This window comes from Paracoccus sp. SY, assembly GCF_002901215.1.
GTDB classification, from domain to species: Bacteria; Pseudomonadota; Alphaproteobacteria; order Rhodobacterales; family Rhodobacteraceae; genus Paracoccus; species Paracoccus acridae.
The window spans coordinates 108,608-127,248 of sequence record NZ_NWMQ01000005.1 but is presented as its reverse complement, the minus strand read 5'-3'; the positions used below and the strand labels follow the sequence as shown (position 1 = coordinate 127,248).

14 protein-coding genes are annotated in these 18,641 nt (G+C 65.6%); 9 read left to right on the top strand and 5 right to left on the bottom strand.

What is annotated here, in order from left to right; genetic code table 11:
• The first annotated feature begins 19 nt into the window (after window positions 1–19).
• Window positions 20–1,099 carry a BMP family ABC transporter substrate-binding protein gene (locus CK944_RS06550; protein ID WP_103172244.1) on the top strand — a complete coding sequence of 360 codons (1,080 nt, stop codon included), beginning with the start codon at window positions 20–22 and terminating at the stop codon, window positions 1,097–1,099.
• Between the two features lie 246 nt (window positions 1,100–1,345).
• Here CK944_RS06550 and purU read toward each other — a convergent pair whose 3' ends face one another.
• From purU to CK944_RS06535, 3 genes are all read right to left on the bottom strand, one after another.
• Window positions 1,346–2,230, bottom strand: a complete 885-nt coding sequence (gene purU / locus CK944_RS06545; protein ID WP_103172243.1) for a formyltetrahydrofolate deformylase — start codon at window positions 2,228–2,230, stop codon at window positions 1,346–1,348.
• Window positions 2,231–2,347: 117 nt separating this feature from the next.
• Window positions 2,348–3,514: a M20 aminoacylase family protein gene (locus tag CK944_RS06540; RefSeq protein WP_103172242.1), complete on the bottom strand. Its 1,167-nt coding sequence runs from the start codon at window positions 3,512–3,514 to the stop codon at window positions 2,348–2,350.
• 166 nt (window positions 3,515–3,680) lie between these two features.
• Complete coding sequence (locus CK944_RS06535) at window positions 3,681–5,513, bottom strand: ABC transporter ATP-binding protein (protein WP_192877731.1); 1,833 nt, start codon at window positions 5,511–5,513, stop codon at window positions 3,681–3,683.
• A 257-nt stretch (window positions 5,514–5,770) separates the two neighbouring features.
• On the opposite strand from CK944_RS06535, the gene CK944_RS06530 reads away from it, so the two are divergent.
• The 8 genes from CK944_RS06530 to CK944_RS06495 all read left to right on the top strand — a co-directional run bounded on the left by CK944_RS06530 (window position 5,771) and on the right by CK944_RS06495 (window position 16,209).
• The gene (locus tag CK944_RS06530; protein WP_103172241.1) at window positions 5,771–7,474 is read left to right on the top strand and encodes a peptide ABC transporter substrate-binding protein; all 1,704 of its coding nucleotides are present in this window, start codon (window positions 5,771–5,773) and stop codon (window positions 7,472–7,474) included.
• 97 nt (window positions 7,475–7,571) lie between these two features.
• Entirely contained in the window at window positions 7,572–8,579 is a 1,008-nt protein-coding gene (locus CK944_RS06525) for an ABC transporter permease (RefSeq protein WP_103172240.1), read from the top strand.
• Complete coding sequence (locus CK944_RS06520; protein ID WP_103172239.1) at window positions 8,572–9,567, top strand: ABC transporter permease; 996 nt, start codon at window positions 8,572–8,574, stop codon at window positions 9,565–9,567. The genes CK944_RS06525 and CK944_RS06520 overlap by 8 nt, the downstream gene beginning before the upstream one ends.
• A gap of 71 nt (window positions 9,568–9,638) precedes the next feature.
• The gene (locus tag CK944_RS06515; RefSeq protein ID WP_103172313.1) at window positions 9,639–12,014 is read left to right on the top strand and encodes an ATP-dependent helicase; all 2,376 of its coding nucleotides are present in this window, start codon (window positions 9,639–9,641) and stop codon (window positions 12,012–12,014) included.
• 60 nt (window positions 12,015–12,074) lie between these two features.
• Complete coding sequence (locus CK944_RS06510; RefSeq protein ID WP_103172238.1) at window positions 12,075–12,356, top strand: hypothetical protein; 282 nt, start codon at window positions 12,075–12,077, stop codon at window positions 12,354–12,356.
• Between the two features lie 13 nt (window positions 12,357–12,369).
• Window positions 12,370–12,936, top strand: a complete 567-nt coding sequence (locus CK944_RS06505; protein WP_103172237.1) for a DUF1523 family protein — start codon at window positions 12,370–12,372, stop codon at window positions 12,934–12,936.
• Window positions 12,933–13,874: a deoxyribose-phosphate aldolase gene (gene deoC, locus CK944_RS06500; protein WP_103172236.1), complete on the top strand. Its 942-nt coding sequence runs from the start codon at window positions 12,933–12,935 to the stop codon at window positions 13,872–13,874. The genes CK944_RS06505 and deoC overlap by 4 nt, the downstream gene beginning before the upstream one ends.
• Before the next feature lie 7 nt (window positions 13,875–13,881).
• Window positions 13,882–16,209 (top strand): aldehyde dehydrogenase family protein, encoded by a 2,328-nt coding sequence (locus CK944_RS06495; RefSeq protein WP_103172235.1) that lies wholly within the window; start codon window positions 13,882–13,884, stop codon window positions 16,207–16,209.
• Here the strand turns inward: CK944_RS06495 and folE2 are convergent.
• Window positions 16,206–17,168 carry a GTP cyclohydrolase FolE2 gene (gene folE2 / locus CK944_RS06490; protein ID WP_103172234.1) on the bottom strand — a complete coding sequence of 321 codons (963 nt, stop codon included), beginning with the start codon at window positions 17,166–17,168 and terminating at the stop codon, window positions 16,206–16,208. The genes CK944_RS06495 and folE2 overlap by 4 nt on opposite strands.
• A gap of 102 nt (window positions 17,169–17,270) precedes the next feature.
• Window positions 17,271–18,458: an O-succinylhomoserine sulfhydrylase gene (metZ, locus tag CK944_RS06485; protein WP_103172233.1), complete on the bottom strand. Its 1,188-nt coding sequence runs from the start codon at window positions 18,456–18,458 to the stop codon at window positions 17,271–17,273.
• Between the last annotated feature and the right edge of the window lie 183 nt (window positions 18,459–18,641).

Genomic DNA, 18,641 nt, shown 5'->3' with positions numbered 1-18,641 from the left:
CAATCAGAGAGAGGGACACATGAACCGCAGACAGCTTATCGCCAGCGTCGCCGCCATGACGACGATCAGCCTCGCCCTGCCCGCCTGGGCGCAGGACGAGCCGCTGAAGGTCGGCTTCATCTATGTCGGCCCGGTCAGCGACGGCGGCTGGACCTATCAGCACGACCAGGGCCGCCTTGCGGTCGAGGAGGAATTCGGCGACCGGGTCGAAACCACCTATCTGGAAAGCATCCCCGAAGGCGTCGATGCCGAACGCGCGCTGACCCAGTTGGCGCTGGCGGGCAACGACGTGATCTATGCGACCAGCTTCGGCTATATGGACGCGGTCATCAACGTCGCGGCCAAGTTCCCCGACGTGAAGTTCGAACACAACACCGGCTACAAGCGCGCCGACAATGTGGGCACCTATGACGGCCGCTTCTATGAAGGCCGCGCCGTCACCGGCACCATCGCCGGCCGCATGACCCAGTCGAACAAGATCGGCTATATCGCGACCTTCCCCATCCCCGAGGTGATCCAGGGCATCAACTCGGCCTATATCCATGCCAAGAAGGTCAATCCCGATGTCGAGATGCGCGTGGTCTGGGCCTATACCTGGTTCGACCCCGCCAAGGAGGCCGACGCCGCCAACGCCCTAATGGCCGAGGGCGTGGACGTGATCCTGCAGCACACCAACTCGACCGCGCCCCTGGCGCAGTTGCAGCAGCAGGGCAAGATCGGCTTCGGCCAGGCCAGCGACATGGCCTCCTTTGCGCCGACGCCGCGCGTGTCCTCGGTCTATAACAACTGGGGGGCGCATTACGTCAAAAGCGTGGGCCGCATCCTGGACGGCACCTGGCAGCCCGAAGCCGTCTGGGGCGGCATCGGCGACGGCATCGTCGCCATCGGCGAGATCACCGAGGCCGTCCCCGCCGAGGTGAAGGCCGAGGCCGAGGCCCTGCGCGACAAGATCGCGGCGGGCGAATACCATCCCTTCACCGGCCCGCTGAACAAGGCCGACGGCTCCGCCTGGCTGGCCGAAGGCCAGACGGCCACGGACGAGGAACTGTCGGGCATGAACTTCTTCGTCGAAGGCATCAACGCCGAACTGCCGCAATAAGAAGGAACGGGGGGCCAGCCCCCCGAACCCCCCGGGATATTTCAGCCAAGGCAAACAGGATGACGCCCCGCTTCCGCAAGGAAACGGGGCGCTTTGCCTTGGACGGTCATCGGCGTCCCCGCCTGTACCGTGAGACGGTCATAGCAGGCAAAGGTTAAGAAAACCTTTCGCCTCTTTGCCTTGGCGAAAATATCCTGCGGGGGAGTCGCGCGTCAGCGCGGCGGGGGCGCAAAGCCCCCCTTCTTCTTATCCCATCCGCTCGCTGACATAGCTGCCGGGCGAGGGCGGGAAGACCACGGTCTTTTCGCCGTTCAGGAAAACCCGACCGTGGATATGGGCGTGGACGGCGCGGGCCAGGACCTGCGCCTCGACATCGCGGCCCAAGGATACATAATCGCCCGGCGACTGGGCGTGTGTGACGCGAACGGTGTCCTGTTCGATGATGGGGCCTTCGTCCAGGTCGGCGGTGACGTAATGGCTGGTCGCGCCGATCAGCTTGACCCCCCGTTCATAGGCCTGCTTGTAGGGATTGGCGCCCTTGAACGACGGCAGGAAAGAATGGTGGATGTTGATGATCCGGCCTGACATGGCCTGGCACATCTGGTCCGACAGAACCTGCATGTAGCGTGCCAGCACGATCAGTTCCGCGCCGGTGTCGCGGACGATGCGCATCTGTTCGGCCTCGGCCTGCGCCTTGTTTTCGTGGGTCACCTTGATGCAGTAATAGGGCAGGTCGTGGTTCACCACGACCTTCTGGTAATCCATGTGGTTGGAAATCACCGCCACGATGTCGATGGGCAGCGCGCCGATCCGCCAGCGATACAGCAGGTCGTTCAGGCAATGCCCGAAGCGGCTGACCATGATGATGACCTTCTTCTTCACCGCATCGTCGCTGAATTCGGCCTCCATCCCGAAGCGTTCGGCGATGGGGGTGATGCCCTGCTGCAACTGCCCCAGCGTGGCTTGGCCTTCGGACCGGAAGCTGACGCGCATGAAGAAGCGGCCGGTCTCGGTGTCGTCGAACTGCGCGCTGTCGGTGATGTTGCAGTCGTGCCCCGCCAGATAGCCGGAAATCGCGGCCACGATCCCGCGGGTCGAGGCACAGGTCACGCGCAGGGTATAGCTTTTCATGAGGCTCCGCTTCCTTGGCTGTCAGGCTGACAGCATTTCGGACGATTGCGGCGGAATGACAATCATGTTTCCGACACCGCCGGGGGCTGGCGCGACATCCCCCGGCGGCAAGGGCGTTCAGGCGGCAGGCATCCGCGATTCCACCATGCCGGCATACCAGCTGGAACCGGCCGGGATCGCGTCGTCGTTGAAGTTGTAGGCCGGGTGGTGGACCATCGCCGTGTCGCCATTGCCCACGAAGATATAGGCGCCGGGTCTTTCGTTCAGCATATAGCTGAAATCCTCGCCCCCCATCATCGGCTGCATGTCCAGGTTCACGTCGCCCGCGATGTCGCGCGCCACCTCGGCCGCCCAGACGGTCGCCTGGTCATCGTTCATGGTGACCGGGTAGCCACGCTGGTAATCGACCTGCGCGGTGGCCCCCATGGCGGCGGCGACATTGGTGGCGACGCGGGTGATGCCTTCCTCCAGCTGCTCGCGGACCGCCGGATCCAGGCTGCGGGCGGTGCCCTTCAGCTTCACGACCTGGGGGATTACGTTATGCGCGGTCGAATCCGTGCTGACCACGCAGACCGAGATCACGGCGTTCTTCAGCGGGTCGATGTTGCGGGCCACGACCGATTGCAGCGCCACGATGATCTGCGCGGCGGTCAGCGTGGTGTCGATGCATTCGTGGGGCTTGGCCGCATGGCCGCCCTTGCCGGTGACGGTGATGTCGAACTGGTCCGCCGCGGCCATCATCGCGCCAGGCTTGATCGAGAAGCTGCCGACCGGCATCCCCGGCATGTTGTGCATCCCGTAGAATTCCTGGATGTTCCAGCGGCTGACCAGACCGTCCTGCACCATGGCGTCGCCGCCGCCGCCGCCCTCCTCGGCGGGTTGGAAGATCACCACGGCGGTGCCGTCGAAGTTGCGCGTCTCGGCCAGGTATTTCGCGGCCCCCAGCAGCATCGCGGTATGGCCGTCATGGCCACAGGCGTGCATCTTGCCCGGCGTCCTGGAGGCATAGTCCAGGCCCGTCTGCTCGTTGATCGGCAGGGCGTCCATGTCGGCGCGCAACCCGATCACGCGGCCCTTGCTGTCGGTCCTGCCCTTGATGACACCGACCACGCCGGTCTGGCCCACCCCTTCGACCACGTCGTCGCAGCCGAAGCTGCGCAGCAGTTCGGCCACCCGGCCTGCGGTGCGGTGAACGTCATACAGCAGTTCGGGATGTTCGTGGAAATCGCGGCGCCATGCGGTGATTTCGGGAAGCAGTTCGGCAAAGCGGTTCTTGACGGGCATGTTCGGTCTCCTTCACGGGCGACAGGGTGAACCCTTTATGCAGGCTGTGCAAGCCGTCTGCCGGGGTCCGACAGCCGGATCCAGGGCATTGCGATAATCCTGAAGGAACAAGGCACGAGACCCTATCGTGCCGATCCTGTTCCATGGTCCTGGGCGCAGAGCGGCATCAGTGATGCGTCGCAGGCTCGACCAGCACCTTGTGACCCGGCGCGACCTCTTTATAGACCGAAGGCTGGGCCCGATAATCGACGGGATGGATCGGCGAGGGGATCGGCCTGAAGTTCAGATCCTCGCTGATCTTCTTCTGGCGAGGATCGGCGACCGGCACGGCGGCCATCAACTGCCGGGTATAATTGTGCTGCGGGTTCTCGAACACCTGCTGGCGCGTGCCGATTTCCACGATCCGGCCCAGATACATCACGCCGACATGGTGGCTGACGCGTTCGACCACGGCCATGTCATGGCTGATGAACAGCATGGAAATGCCCAGATCCCCCTGCAATTCCATCAGCAGGTTCAGGACCTGCGCCTGGACCGAGACGTCCAGGGCCGACACCGCCTCGTCCGCGATGATCAGCTTGGGGTTCAGCGCAAGCGCGCGGGCGATGGCGATGCGCTGGCGCTGGCCGCCCGACATTTCGTGGGGGTATCGGCGCATGAAGCTGCGCGGCAGTTCCACGCGGTCGAACAGCGCAGCGATGCGGTCGCGGCGTTCGGACCGGGAACCGATGCCGAAATTCTCCATCGGTTCGGCCACCTGGTCGTAAAGCTTCATATGCGGATCAAGGCTGGCGAAGGGATCCTGGAAGATCATCTGCATGTCGCGGCGCGCCCGGCGCAATTCGCGGGGCGACAGGGCAAGGATGTCGGTGCCGCCCAGATCGACCCTGCCCCCCTCCGGCTCGACCAGCCGCAGGATCGACCGCCCGCAGGTGGACTTGCCGCAGCCGGATTCGCCCACCAGCGACAGCGTCTCGCCTGCGTTGATGGTGAAGCTGACATCCTCGACCGCATGGACGCGCGCGACGGTTCGGCGCAGCAGCCCGCCCTTGACGGCAAAGCGGGTGGTCAGGCCCTCGACCGTCAGCAAGGGCTTCGGATCCTTCACGATGATCGGTTCCGGCGCGCTGACGGTGCCGTCGCGCATCAGGCGCATCCGTTCTGGTGCCGCCTTGCCCGTCATCTCGCCCAGGCGCGGCACGGCGGCCAGCAGCATCTTGGTGTAATCCTGCTGCGGGCTCTCGAAGATCTGCTCGACCGGGCCTTCCTCGACCTTGTCGCCGCGATACATGACGACCACGCGATCGGCCATCTGCGCCACGACCGCCATGTCATGGGTGATGAACAGGACCGCGATCCGCTTTTCGCGCTTGAGCCGGTCGATCAGCGCCAGGATTTCCGCCTGGATGGTCACGTCCAGCGCGGTGGTGGGTTCGTCGCAGATCAGCAGGCGCGGCTCGCAGGCCATGGCGATGGCGATCACGACCCGCTGGCGCATCCCGCCCGACAGTTCGTGCGGATACTGGTCCATGCGGCGTTCGGGTTCGGGAATGCGGACCTGGCGCAGGATTTCTAGCGCGCGGGCGCGGGCCTGGGCCTTGGTCATGTTGCGGTGGACCATCAGCCCTTCGGTCAACTGGTCGCCCACGGTGAAGACCGGGTTGAGCGCGGTCATGGGTTCCTGGAAGATCATGCCGATCTGGTTGCCGCGGATGTCGCGCATCGCGGGCGAGGATTGCCGGGCCAGGTCGATGACCTTGCCGTCGCCCCCGTCGAACATCAGCCGCCCGCCCGCGATGGTGCCGCCGCCGAATTCCACCAGGCGCATCAGCGACAGCGAACTGACCGACTTGCCCGACCCGGATTCGCCCACCACGCAGACGCATTCGCCGGGATTGATGGAAAAGCTGACATCCTTGACGCCGACGACGATGCCGTCGCCCGTCTCGAACTCGACCCGAAGCTTCTCGATGGAAACAAGCGGCTTGTCGTCCAGCATCCCGTCGCCCCCGGCCTGTGCTTTTGGGAAAGGCTAGCGGGCGGGCGGGAAATGTCAAAGGCGAAAGACCCCGCTTGTGTCACGCGATAACGCTTGCTTTCCAAACGGGCTTCGATTGAAACTGATTGCATTCCGCGGATGGCGGGATCGGAACAATGTCCCGGCAACCCAAGGAAAAACAACGATATAAGCCTGCCAAAGGCACCAAGCGTTCCGACCCCGCGCCTGCGGGTCGCAACTTCCGACAGGAGAGATCGATGAAGCTGAAGACACTGCTGATGGGCGCTGCGGCCAGCCTGGCCCTTGCCCCCGCCGCCATGGCCGAACGCGGCAGCGACGGCGCCCTGAACATCATCATGTGGCAGGCCCCATCCACGATGAACCCGTATCTTTCGGGGGGCACCAAGGAACTGATCGCGTCCAGCATGGTGCTGGAGCCGCTGGCCAGCATGACCCCCGAGGGCGAGCATGTCCCGCGCCTGGCGGCCGAAATCCCGACCCTGGAAAACGGCGGCATTGCCGAGGATCTGAAATCGGTCACATGGAAGCTGCAGGAAGGGCTGAAATGGTCGGACGGCACGCCCGTCACCTCGGCCGACGTGGTGTTCTCCGGCCAGTATTGCATGGACCCCCAGGGCGGCTGTTCGCAGCTTGCCAAGTTCGAGGGGATCGAGTCGATCGAGGCGGTCGATGACCTGACAGTCAAGATCAACTTCACCGAACCGATGCCCGATCCCTATTCGGCCTTTGTGGGCGCGAACGGACCGATCATCCAGAAGGCCCAGTTCGAGAACTGCCTGGGCGCCAATGCGCCGACCTGCACCGACCAGAACTTCAACCCCATCGGCACCGGTCCCTTCCGCGTCACGCAGTTCCTGACCAACGACGTGATCACCTTCGAGGCCAATCCCGAATACCGCGACCCGGCCAAGCCCGCCTTCGCGACCGCCACCATCAAGGGCGGCGGCGATGCGGCCGCTGCGGCGCGTTCGGTCCTGGAAACGGGCGAATACGATTACGCCTGGAACACCCAGCTTTCCCCCGACGTGATCGCCGGGATGGAGCAGATGGGCCGCGGCAAGGTCAGCGCGGCCTTCGGCAGCCTGGTCGAACGGATCCACGTCAACCTGACCGATCCGTCGTCGTCCCACCCCGAGGGAGAGCGTTCGACAAACGCCCATCCCCACCCCTTCCTGACCGACCCGGCAGTCCGCAAGGCCCTGTCGATGGCCATCGACCGCCAGCTTCTGACGGAAATCGGCTATGGCGCCTCGGGGCAGCCGACCTGCAACTATGTCCCCGCGCCCGAGGCCTGGGCATCGCCCAACCAGGAATGCCTGACCCAGGACATCGAGGGCGCCAAGGCGCTTCTGGATGAGGCGGGCTGGACCGTGGGCGGCAGCGGCGTGCGCGAAAAGGACGGCGTGCAGTTGAAGATGGTCTTCCAGACCTCGGTCAACGCGGTGCGCCAGGACTTCCAGGCGCTGATCAAGCAGTGGTGGTCGGAAATCGGCATCGAGACCGAGTTGAAGACCGTCGATGCCTCGGTCTTCTTCGGCACCGATCCCGGTTCGCCCGACACGCTGCAGAAATTCTATGCCGACGTGCAGATGTATGCCGACAACTTCGAGGGCGGCAATCCTGCGCCCTATCTGGCGAAATGGACCTGCGACAAGGCCCCCAGCCCCGCGAACCAGTGGCAGGGCGAAAACATCAGCCGTTACTGCGACCCGGCCTATGACGCCTTGCTGGTCGAACTGGGCAAGACCGTCGATCCCGCCGAACGCGGCAAGATCGGCCAGAAGCTGAACGAGATGCTGACCAAGGAAAGCAACGCGATCATCCCGCTGATCTATCGCGGCACGGCCTCGGCCCATTCGAACAGCCTGGGCGGCGTCCAGATCAACGCCTGGGATTCGGAACTGTGGAACGTGGCCGACTGGACCCGCGTGCAGCAGTGATCCCGCCCGGCCCCGCGATCCGTCGCGGGGCCGGTTTCACACCGGTCAATCCCAACGACATCCGCGCCGAAACGAAGCGCCCTGACCGAGGCACACGATGCTGACATTCACCATCCGCCGCCTGCTGCTGGCGATCCCGACGCTTCTGTTCATATCGCTGGTGATCTTCCTGCTGCTGGAGGCGTCGCCGGGCGATCCGCTGGGCGACGTGCCGCTGACCGTCCCGCCCGAGGTGAAGGAGCGAATGCGCGAGGCGCTTGGCCTGGGATCGCCCTGGTATGTGCGCTATGTCCTGTGGCTGAAGCAGTTCTTCTGGGTCGAGCCGCTGTACTGGTTCGACCATGTCTTCGGCACGCAGTTCAGCGCCGGGATGCAGCGCATCATCAGCTTCCAGTCGCGCAGCCCGGTCTTCGACGTGATCGCGCAACGCGTGCCGCAGACGCTGACCGTGGTGGGCTTTTCCTATCTGGTGGGCGTGCTGATCGCGCTGCCAATCGGCATCATCTCGGCCTACAAGCAGTATTCCTGGTTCGACCAGTTGGGCACCTTCGTGTCGATGATCGGCTTCTCGATGCCCACCTTCTTCACCGGCGTGGTGCTGATCATCATCTTCGGGGTGAAGCTGCAATGGTTCCCGTCGGTCTATGACACCACGCTTGTGGTGCGCGACTGGGACAGCTTCTGGGCGCAGGTCCGGCAGATGGTCATGCCGGTGACGGTGCTGGCCTTGTACAACGCGGCGCAGATCAGCCGCTTCATGCGCGCGTCCATGCTGGACAATCTGGGCCAGGATTACGTCCGCACCGCCCGCGCCAAGGGCCTGTCGGAACGGACCGTGGTCCTGAAGCATGTGCTGAGGAACAGCCTGATCCCCGTCATCACCGTGATCGCGCTTGGCCTTCCCGCCGTCTTCGGCGGCGCGATCATCACGGAACAGGTCTTCAAGGTGAACGGCCTGGGCCAGTTGCTGATCACCGCCATCCACGGCAACGACATTCCCATGGTGCTGACGCTGACCTTCATCTTCGCGATCCTGATCGTGCTGTTCACCCTGATTGCCGACATCCTCTACGGCATCCTGGACCCGAGGATCCGCTATGACTGACACCGAACGCCAGCATCACCTGGACCTGCGCGAGACCGTGGACGCGACCGCCGCTGCGGCAGGCGCCACGGCCGCCCTGCCGCCGGACAATCCCCTTCACGCCGGCGGGGAAACCCGCAGCCAGTGGCGCGACGTCTGGCGGCAGTTCCGCAGCCACAAGGGCGCGATGGTGGCCTTGGTGCTGTTCATCCTGACCATCCTGTTCGTCCTGGTCGGCCCTTACATCTGGACCATCGACCCGACCTATGTGGACATCCGCGCCCGCAATTCGGGCTTTTCCGCCGCGCATCCGCTGGGCACGGACCAGTTGGGCCGCGACATGCTGGCCCGGCTGATGGCCGGGGGCCGGGTGTCCATCGCCGTGGGGCTGACCGCGATGATCATCGCGATCTCGCTGGGCAGCCTGATCGGCGTGACGTCGGGATATTTCCGCCGCCTGGATGCGCCGCTGATGCGGATGACCGAACTGTTCCTGGCCCTGCCCTTGCTGCCGCTGCTGCTGCTGATGGTCACCCTGTTCCGCGAGCCGCTGTCGCAGTCCTTTGGTCCCGCCATGGGCACCTTCATCCTGATCGTCTCCGCCATCGGCGCGACAAGCTGGATGCAGGCCGCGCGCATCGTGCGGGGCGACGTGCTGGGCCTGAAGGAACGCGAATTCATCCTGGCCGCCAAGTCCATCGGCACCCCCGCGCATCGCATGATCCTGCGCCATGTGCTGCCGAACGTGCTGTCGCCGATCATGGTCGCGGCCACGCTGGGCATCGCCACGGCGATCATCACAGAAAGCGCGCTGTCCTTCCTGGGCCTGGGCTTTCCGCCCGACTTCCCGACCTGGGGACGGCTGCTTTACGACGCGGTGGACCAGATGATCCAGTATCCGTCGCGGGTGATCCTGCCGGGGCTGTTCATCTCGCTGACGGTGCTGTGCGTCAACTATATCGGCGACGGGCTGCGCGACGCGATGGATCCCCGCATCCGGGGACGGTAATTCCACCGCGGATGCGAACGAAGGCGGAACATGGGCTTTCCATGTCCCGCCGACCCGCCTATGTTGGCGGGATGGAGCTTTTGGACGATTCCGACGACATGGGTGGCGTGCCGCTGTCGCAACGCGCGATGGCCGCGCGCCCTGCCCCCTATCTGGACGGGCTGAACGCCGCGCAGCGCGCCGCCGTGGAAACGCTGGACGGGCCGGTGCTGATGCTGGCGGGCGCGGGCACCGGCAAGACCCGCGCGCTGACCACGCGGATCGCGCATCTGCTGATGCTGGGCCGCGCGCGGCCGGGCCAGATCCTGGCCGTGACCTTCACCAACAAGGCGGCGCGGGAAATGAAGAACCGCATCGCCCGCCTGCTGGGCGAGACGGTCGAGGGGATGCCCTGGCTGGGCACCTTCCATTCCATCAGCGTCAAGATCCTGCGCCGCCATGCCGAACTGATCGGCAATGGCGAACTGCACCTGAAGCCCTCCTTCACCATCCTGGACACGGACGACCAGATCCGGCTGCTCAAGCAGCTGATCCAGGCCGAGAACCTGGACGAGAAACGCTGGCCCGCCCGCCAGTTGGCCCATCTGATCGACGGCTGGAAGAACCGCTGCCTGACCCCTGCCAACCTGCCCAGGGGCGAGGGCACGGGTTTCGACGGCTGGGGCGGCAAGCTGTACCAGGCCTATCAGAACCGCCTGCTGGCGCTGAACGCGGTCGATTTCGGCGATTTGCTGATGCATTGCGTGACGCTGTTCCAGGCGCACCCGGACGTGCTTCGGTCTTGGCAGGAGCGATTCCGCTATATCCTGGTGGACGAATACCAGGATACCAACGTGGCGCAGTACATGTGGCTGCGGCTGCTGGCCCAGGCGCATCGCAACATCTGCTGCGTGGGCGACGACGACCAGTCGATCTATGGCTGGCGCGGCGCCGAGGTCGGCAACATCCTGCGCTTCGAGAAGGATTTCCCCGGCGCGCAGGTGATCCGGCTGGAACAGAACTATCGCTCGACCCCGCAGATCCTGGCCGCCGCCTCGGGCTTGATCGCCGCCAACCAGGGCCGCCTGGGCAAGACCCTGTGGACCGAGGCCGAGGGCGGAGAGCCGGTGCGCCTGATCGGCCACTGGGACAGCGAGGCGGAGGCCCGCTGGATCGGCGAGGAGATCGAGGCCTTCCACGGCGGCCATCGCGCCAGCATCGGCCGCACCAGCCTGAACGACATCGCCATCCTTGTCCGCGCGTCCCACCAGATGCGCGCCTTCGAGGATCGCTTCATGTCGATCGGCCTGCCCTATCGCGTGATCGGCGGCCCGCGCTTCTATGAACGCGCGGAAATCCGCGACGCGATGGCCTATTTCCGGCTGGTGGTCAGCCCCGCCGACGACTTGGCCTTCGAACGCATCGCCAACACGCCCAAGCGCGGCCTTGGCGAAAAGGGCCTGCAAGCCATTCAGCACATGGCGCGGGCGCGCGGGCTGTCGCTGCTGGACGGCACGGTCGCGGCGCTGACGGCGGGCGATCTGTCCGGCAAGGCCGCGGCAAGCATGCGCCAGTTCACCGAGGCCCTGGGCCGCTGGCACGCCGATGCCCTGGACGACCGCGTGAACCATGTCGAACTGGCCGAGCGGATCCTGGACGAATCCGGCTATACCGCCATGTGGCAGAACGACAAGTCGCCCGACGCGCCGGGGCGTCTGGACAACCTCAAGGAACTGGTCAAGGCGCTCGAGGAATTCGAGAACCTGCAGGGCTTCCTTGAACATGTGGCCCTGGTGATGGACCGGGACGAGGGCGAGGCAGCCGAGCAGGTCAGCATCATGACCCTGCACGCCGCGAAGGGCCTGGAATTTCCGATCGTCTTCCTGCCGGGATGGGAGGACGGGCTGTTCCCCAGCCAGCGCGCCATGGACGAGAACGGCACCAAGGGGTTGGAGGAGGAACGGCGCCTGGCCTATGTCGGCATCACCCGCGCGGAACGGCTGGCGACGATCAGCTTTGCGGGCAACCGGCGGCTTTACGGGCAATGGCAAAGCTCCATGCCCTCGCGCTTCGTCGATGAACTGCCGCCCGAACATGTCGAGGTCCTGACGCCCCCCGGCCTTTACGGCGGCGGCTATGGCGCGGCGATGGCATTCGCGGCAGGCGGTCCGGTCAATGCGCTGCACGAACGCGCGGCCAAGGCCGATGTCTACAACTCTCCCGGATGGAAGCGGATGCAGGCCCGCGCATCCGAACGCAAGGCACCCGTCCACCGCGCGCCCATCATCATCGACGCCGAGCCTGCGTCGAAGTTCACCGTGGGCGACCGCGTGACACATGCCAAGTTCGGCGAGGGCACGGTGATGGGCATCGCCGAGGATACGCTGACCGTGCAATTCGCGGCGGGCTTCAAGAACATCAAGGCCGCCTATGTCCAGCCTGCGGGCGGGGATGACGTGCCGTTCTGACCGCTGGTCCCCTGCCCCCTGCGATGCTAGCCTTCGGGCGAAACCATCCCGGAACCGCCCTTGGCCGCCTTCATCCGCCTGATCCTGTTCCTGCTGATCGCCGAGACGGTGTTCTATCTGCTGCTGCGGGTCTATCTCCGGTCGCTGCGGCACGAGCGGCTGGAAGAGATTTGGGACGAACGCCACCCCTCCATGCCGGGGAACACCCCCGCGCGGCGCGCGTTCGTCCGCAGGTCCATGATCGGCTTCGACAGGACGCTGAAATCGCGGCTGTTGCTTCTGGTCTTCGTTCTGCCCAACCTGGCGGTCGTGGGCATCATCTATTGGGTCAACTGGCAGTAAGGGCGCGCCATCCATGCATTATCTCAAGGTCGCGGCCGGCGTGCTGTTCGGCATCGCGGTGTTCCTGTTCCTGGACTATGCGCTGCCGTCCAAGAACACGGTGCGGATCACCAATACCTATAACCGGCTGACCTCGGTCACGGCCTCGAACGCGATCTTCTATGCGTCCGACAACACCGGCACGGTGGAGAACGCGCAAGGCCAGCGCGACGTGCGCTTCATCGAAACCGTGCGCCCCAACGGCAAGGTCTTCGTTTACCGCAACGAGGATACCGGCTGGATCTGGCCGCCCTATTTCAAATACGACAGCGCCAACCTGCAGGCCGAGGCGACGAACCTGCAATCCACGCGCGAAAACCCGCAATGGGTCAGCGTGACCGCCTATGGCTGGCGGATGGCGTGGCTGTCCACCTATCCCAACGCGGTCAGCATCGACACGCTGGCCGGGCCGGACGAACGCCCGCGCAACTGGGCAGCCTCCATCGTCTGCATCGTGTTGTTGCTGCTGCTGGCGCTGATCTGGCGCATGTGGGCGCAGTTCCAGGAACGCGGATTCGGCGGCTGGCGGAGAAAGCCATGACCCGCAATCCCGGCACCGATCTGCGGACCGACTGGTTCGCCGATATCCGCATCAATACCCCGGCGGTCGAACGCCGCGCGGCCAGCCTGCCCGCCCGGCGCAGCCTGAAGAAGGACCATCAGGCGGCCTGGCTGCTGAACGCCGTGCGCTGCATCGACCTGACGACGCTGGCGGGCGACGACACGCCCGACCGTGTGGCGCGGCTTTGCGCCAAGGCCCGCCAGCCCATCGCGTCCGAACTGCTGGAGGCGATGGGCGTCACCGGCCTGACGACCGGCGCGGTCTGCGTCTATCCCACCATGATCGCGCCCGCCAAGCGTGCCCTTGGCAATTCCGGCATCCCGGTCGCCAGCGTCGCCACCGGCTTTCCTGCCGGGCTGATGCCCCTGAACCTGCGGCTGGCCGAGATCCTTTACGCGGTCGAACACGGCGCGGACGAGATCGACATCGTCATCACCCGCGCCCATGTGCTGCGCGGCGAATGGACGGCGCTTTACGACGAATTGCGCGCCATGCGCGAGGCCTGCGGCGATGCCAGGATGAAGGCGATCCTGGCTACGGGCGACCTGAAATCCTTGGAGAATGTCGCCCGTGCCAGCCATGTGGCGATGCAGGCGGGGGCGGACTGGATCAAGACCTCGACCGGCAAGGAAGGCGTGAACGCCACCCTGCCCGTGTCGCTGGTGATGTGCCGGGCGATCCGCGATTATCGCGACCAGACCGGCCATGTCGTGGGCTTCAAGCCCGCGGGCGGGCTGCGGACCGCCAAGGACGCGCTGAACTGGCAGGTGCTGATGGCCGAGGAACTGGGCCGCGACTGGCTGCGCCCCGACCTGTTCCGCATCGGCGCCTCCAGCCTTCTGGGCGATATCGAACGCCAGATCAGCCACCATGTGACGGGCCGCTATGCCGCCGGTTACCGCCAAGCGATTGCCTGAGGGACGCATGACCAGCGTGAGCGAATTGATGGAAACGATGGAATACGGCCCCTCGGTCGAGGATAGCGCCGCCGTGCGCGACTGGCTGGCGCGGCGCGGCGCATTCGGCCATTTCATCGGCGGCAGCTTCACCGAACCGGGACACCTGTTCGACAGCCGCGATCCCGCGACGGGCGAGGTTCTGGCGCAGGTGTCGCAGGGGACCGCCGATGACGTGGCGGCGGCGGTGGCGGTGGCGCGGCAGGCGCAGCCCGGCTGGGCGGCGCTGACGGGAACGCAGCGGGCGCGTTACCTTTATGCCCTTGCCCGCCATGTGCAGAAACGCGAACGCTTCCTGTCGGTGCTGGAGACGCTGGACAACGGCAAGCCGATCCGCGAGTCGCGCGACATCGACGTGCCGCTGGTCGCGCGGCATTTCTACCACCATGCCGGTTGGGCGGAACTGCGCGATACGGCCTTTCCCGGCCATGCCCCGATCGGCGTCTGCGGCCAGATCATCCCCTGGAACTTTCCGCTGCTGATGCTGGCCTGGAAGATCGCCCCTGCCCTTGCGGCGGGCAATACGGTGGTGCTGAAGCCTGCCGAATACACGCCCCTGACCGCGCTTGCCTTTGCCGAGATCTGCCAGGAGATCGGCTTGCCCGCAGGCGTCGTGAACATCGTGACCGGCGACGGCGACACCGGCGCGGCCCTTGTCGCGGCGGATGTGGACAAGATCGCCTTCACCGGCTCGACCCAGGTGGGCCGCGCGATTGCGGGCCAGCTTGCCGGGACGGGCAAGCGGCTGACGCTGGAACTGGGCGGCAAGTCGCCCTTCGTGGTCATGCCCGATGCCGACCTGGATGCGGCGGTGGAAGGCGTGGTGGATTCGATCTGGTTCAACGGCGGCCAGGTCTGCTGCGCCGGATCGCGCATCCTGGTGGCCGAGGCGGTGGCGGAACGGTTCGAAACCCTGCTGGCCGCCCGTATGTCCCGCCTGCGGGTCGGGCCGCCGCTGGACAAGTCCACCGATGTGGGCGCCATCGTGGATCCCATCCAGAAGAACCGCATCCTGTCGATCTGCAAGGCGGCCACCGATGCCGGGGCGGAACTGGTCGGCGGGGGCGCGCAGGAGGGCTGCTTCATCGCGCCGGGCTATCTGCGCAACATCAGCCCCGCCAATCCCGGCTTCGAGCAGGAGATCTTCGGTCCCATCGCCACGCTTTCGACCTTCCGCATGGCGGATGAGGCGGTCGAACTGGCGAACAACACGCGCTATGGCCTCGCCGCCTCGATCTGGTCGGAAAGCGCGGCGGTGGCAACGGATATCGCCGCCAGGGTGAAGGCGGGCGTGGTCTGGATCAACTGCGCCAACCTGTTCGACGCGGCGGCCCCCTTTGGCGGCTATCGCGAAAGCGGCTTTGGCCGCGAAGGCGGGCGCGTGGGGATGCTGGACTATCTGGCCGAACCGGCGGTCGAGAGGGCGGTTGAACCGGCCCCCGCAGCCCCGGTCGCGGCCACCACCGGGACAGGCCATGCCACAGATCTGGACCGCACGGCCAAGCTGTATATCGGCGGCGCGCAGAAGCGGCCGGACGGCGGCGCAAGCTATGCCGTGCCGGGCGGCCTTGCGCCCCTGGGCAGCCGCAAGGACATCCGCAACGCGGTCGAAGCCGCCGCCAAGGCCGGGAAATGGGCCGCTATGGGCGGCCATGCCCGCGCGCAGGTGCTGTATTACATCGCCGAGAACCTGTCGGCCCGCGCCGACGAATTCGCCGCCCGCACCGGCCGGGCCGAGGTCGATGCCGCCATCGCCCGCGCCTTCCATTATGCCGCCTGGGCCGACAAGTTCGATGGCGCCAATGTTCAGGCCAAGCCCGGCCACCTGCTGAATGTGGTCAACGAACCCTTCGGCGTGATGGGCATCGCCTGCCCCAATGCGCAGCCGCTGGCCGCGTTCATGTCTCTGGTCATGCCCGCCATCGCCATGGGCAACCGCGTCATCGCCATTGCCGCGCAGGACGATCCGCTGGCCGTGACGGACCTGTACCAGGTCTTCGACACGTCCGACCTGCCGGGGGGCGTGGTCAATATCGTCACCGGCCCCCGCAATGACCTCGCCCGCGTGCTGGCCGCGCATGACGAGGTCGCGGCGATGTGGATGGTGGGCGGCGATCTGGCGGCGGTGGAAAAGGCCGCGGGCGGCAATCTCAAGCCCGTCTGGGCGCCCGCCCATCGCGACTGGTGCGGCCCGCAGGCCCAGGGAGAGGTCTTCCTGCGCCATGCCACGCAGGCCAAGACGATCTGGCTGCCCTATGGCGCGCTGCCCGAAGGCACCGGGTCTGCAGCCTATTAGGCGCGCAGGCCCACGAAGGTCATCGGATCCAGGGATGCCTGGGCGAAGGTTGGCCCGTTCACCATCAGGCTGACCGCGTCATGGGAATGCAGCGATTCCTGATGGCTGGCAACCACCCGGAAATCGCCGAAGCGCGGATCGGCCAGCAGTTGCTGGGCAAAGGCGCGCACCGCATCCTCGACGAAGATCGGGTTCGAGGCGTTGAGTTCGGCAAAGGCCTGTTCGTCCTCGCGCTTGACCATCACCTGCGTCTCGGTGGGCACGGCGCGGCGGCAAAGTTCCACCATGTCCTCGAACCAGATCTTCTCCGGCCCTACCATCACCGCCGAGATCCGGGCGATGGACCGCTGCGAATGGGGCGTCGCCAGCCGCGACCGGGTCTCGCGCGCGTGTTCGGACAGTTCCAGCGAACAGGGGCAGGTCGAGGAATAGACATAGTCGAAATGCATGATCCGCAGCCGCTGGCCGTGGAAATCCAGGATCTCCATCGCGATGTCGTAATACTGCCAGCCTGACAGCCCCGACCGCAGCGAATCCACCCGAATCGGATAGGAAAACTTCATCTGGATGCGGGCGTCATAGGCATCCAGGTCGGCCTGATAATCGTCAAGCGCGGCTTCCAGCACCTTCAGGCTGAAGGCATGTTCGGAATGGGCGTAAAAGGACCGCATGATCCGGGACATGTTGATGCCCTTGCGGTCGGCTTCCAGGCTGACCGTGCCGGTCACGCTGGTTTCCAGCGTCAGTTCGCCCCCGTCGCGGGTCTGATAGCGGATCGGCAGGCGAAAGTTGGAAATCCCGACATGCTGGATCGGCGCGCGCGCGCCCACGATCAGGCTGGCCGGGCCGTTCTGAAGGTCGGGCAGTCCGGCCTTGTAGGTATCATCCACCCTGAAGCCCGCATCATAGCTGCGCGCCAGGGCCGGATAGGCGGGGATCATCGGGCGTGCTTCGGTCATGCGGACATCCTTCAACGAAGATCGCGGCCTAATATGGGGATTCCGGGCCGGATTCCAAAGCATAAATCCGGCAGGACGGGCCAGGCGCGCGACCCGGCCGGTTCAGGGGGCAAGCGCCTGGTGCAGGTCGTCGATCAGGTCGGGGGCATGTTCCAGCCCGACGGACAGCCGCAGAAGTCCCGGCGTGATCCCCAGATAGGCGCGGTCATCGTCGGACAGGCGCTGATGGGTGGTCGTCGCGGGATGCGTCACGATGGATTTCGCATCGCCCAGGTTGTTGGAAATGCTGATGATCCCCAGCCGGTTCAGCGCGGCGAAGGCCGCGTCCTTGCCGCCCGCGACCTCGAAGGCGATCATGGTGCCGCCCGATCCCATCTGCCGCATCGCCAGGTCGTGCTGGGGATGGTCGGCCAAGCCCGGATAGATCACCCGCGACAGCGCCGGATGGCCTTGCAGCGCCTGGGCGATTGCCAGGGCGCTGTCGGCCTGGGCGCGCACGCGCAGGTCCATGGTGGTCAGCCCGTTCAGCATGATCCAGCTGTGAAAGGGGCTGATCGCGCCGCCGGTATGTTTCAGATAGGGCTCGGCAACCTCGCGCACGAACTGGCGGGTGCCGCAGATGACGCCCGCAAGCGCCCGCCCCCCGCCGTCGATATGCTTGGTCGCGGAATAGACGACGACATCGGCGCCCAGATCGGCCGCGCGGGAAAAGACCGGGGTGGCGAAGACGTTGTCGGCCACGACCAGGGCGCCGACCGCGTGGGCCAGATCGGCGACGGCCTTGATGTCGATCACCTCCAGTGTCGGATTCGACATGGTCTCGAAGAAGGCGGCCCTGGTGCCGGGGCGAAGCGCCGCGCGCCACTGGTCCAGGTCGGTGCCGTCCACATAGGTGACCTCGACCCCGAATTTCGCCAGCAGGTCCAGCACATAAAGGCAGGATCCGAACAGCGCGCGGGCCGCCACGATGTGATCGCCGGGCTTGCACATGGAAAACAGCGCGCCATTGACCGCCGCCATGCCGCTGGCCGTGGCAAAGGCGTCCTCGGTCCCTTCCAGGGCGGCGATGCGATCCTCGAACATGCGGCTGGTCGGGTTGCCATAGCGGGCATAGATGAATTCGTCCGGGCCGGTCCCCTTGAAGCGGGCCTCGGCCTGTTCGGCGCTGTCATAGACAAAGCCCTGGGTCAGGAAGATCGCCTCGGCCATTTCCCCATACTGGCTGCGGCGGATGCCGTGATGGACGGCCTGGGTGCGCGGGTGAAGCCCCTTTGCGGAACTGTCGCTCATGTCGGAATGCCTTCTGCTGACCCCGGCGGGGTTAGCGCCCCAGCGATCATGGCGCAAGGGCCAAGCCATGTCCCACAAGGATCGCCCGGAAATGCGCCAGCGGCAGGGACACCCGTCCCTTGTCGATGAATATCTTCAAGGATTGCAATTTCTTAACCAAAACATGCCGCTATGAACACGCGC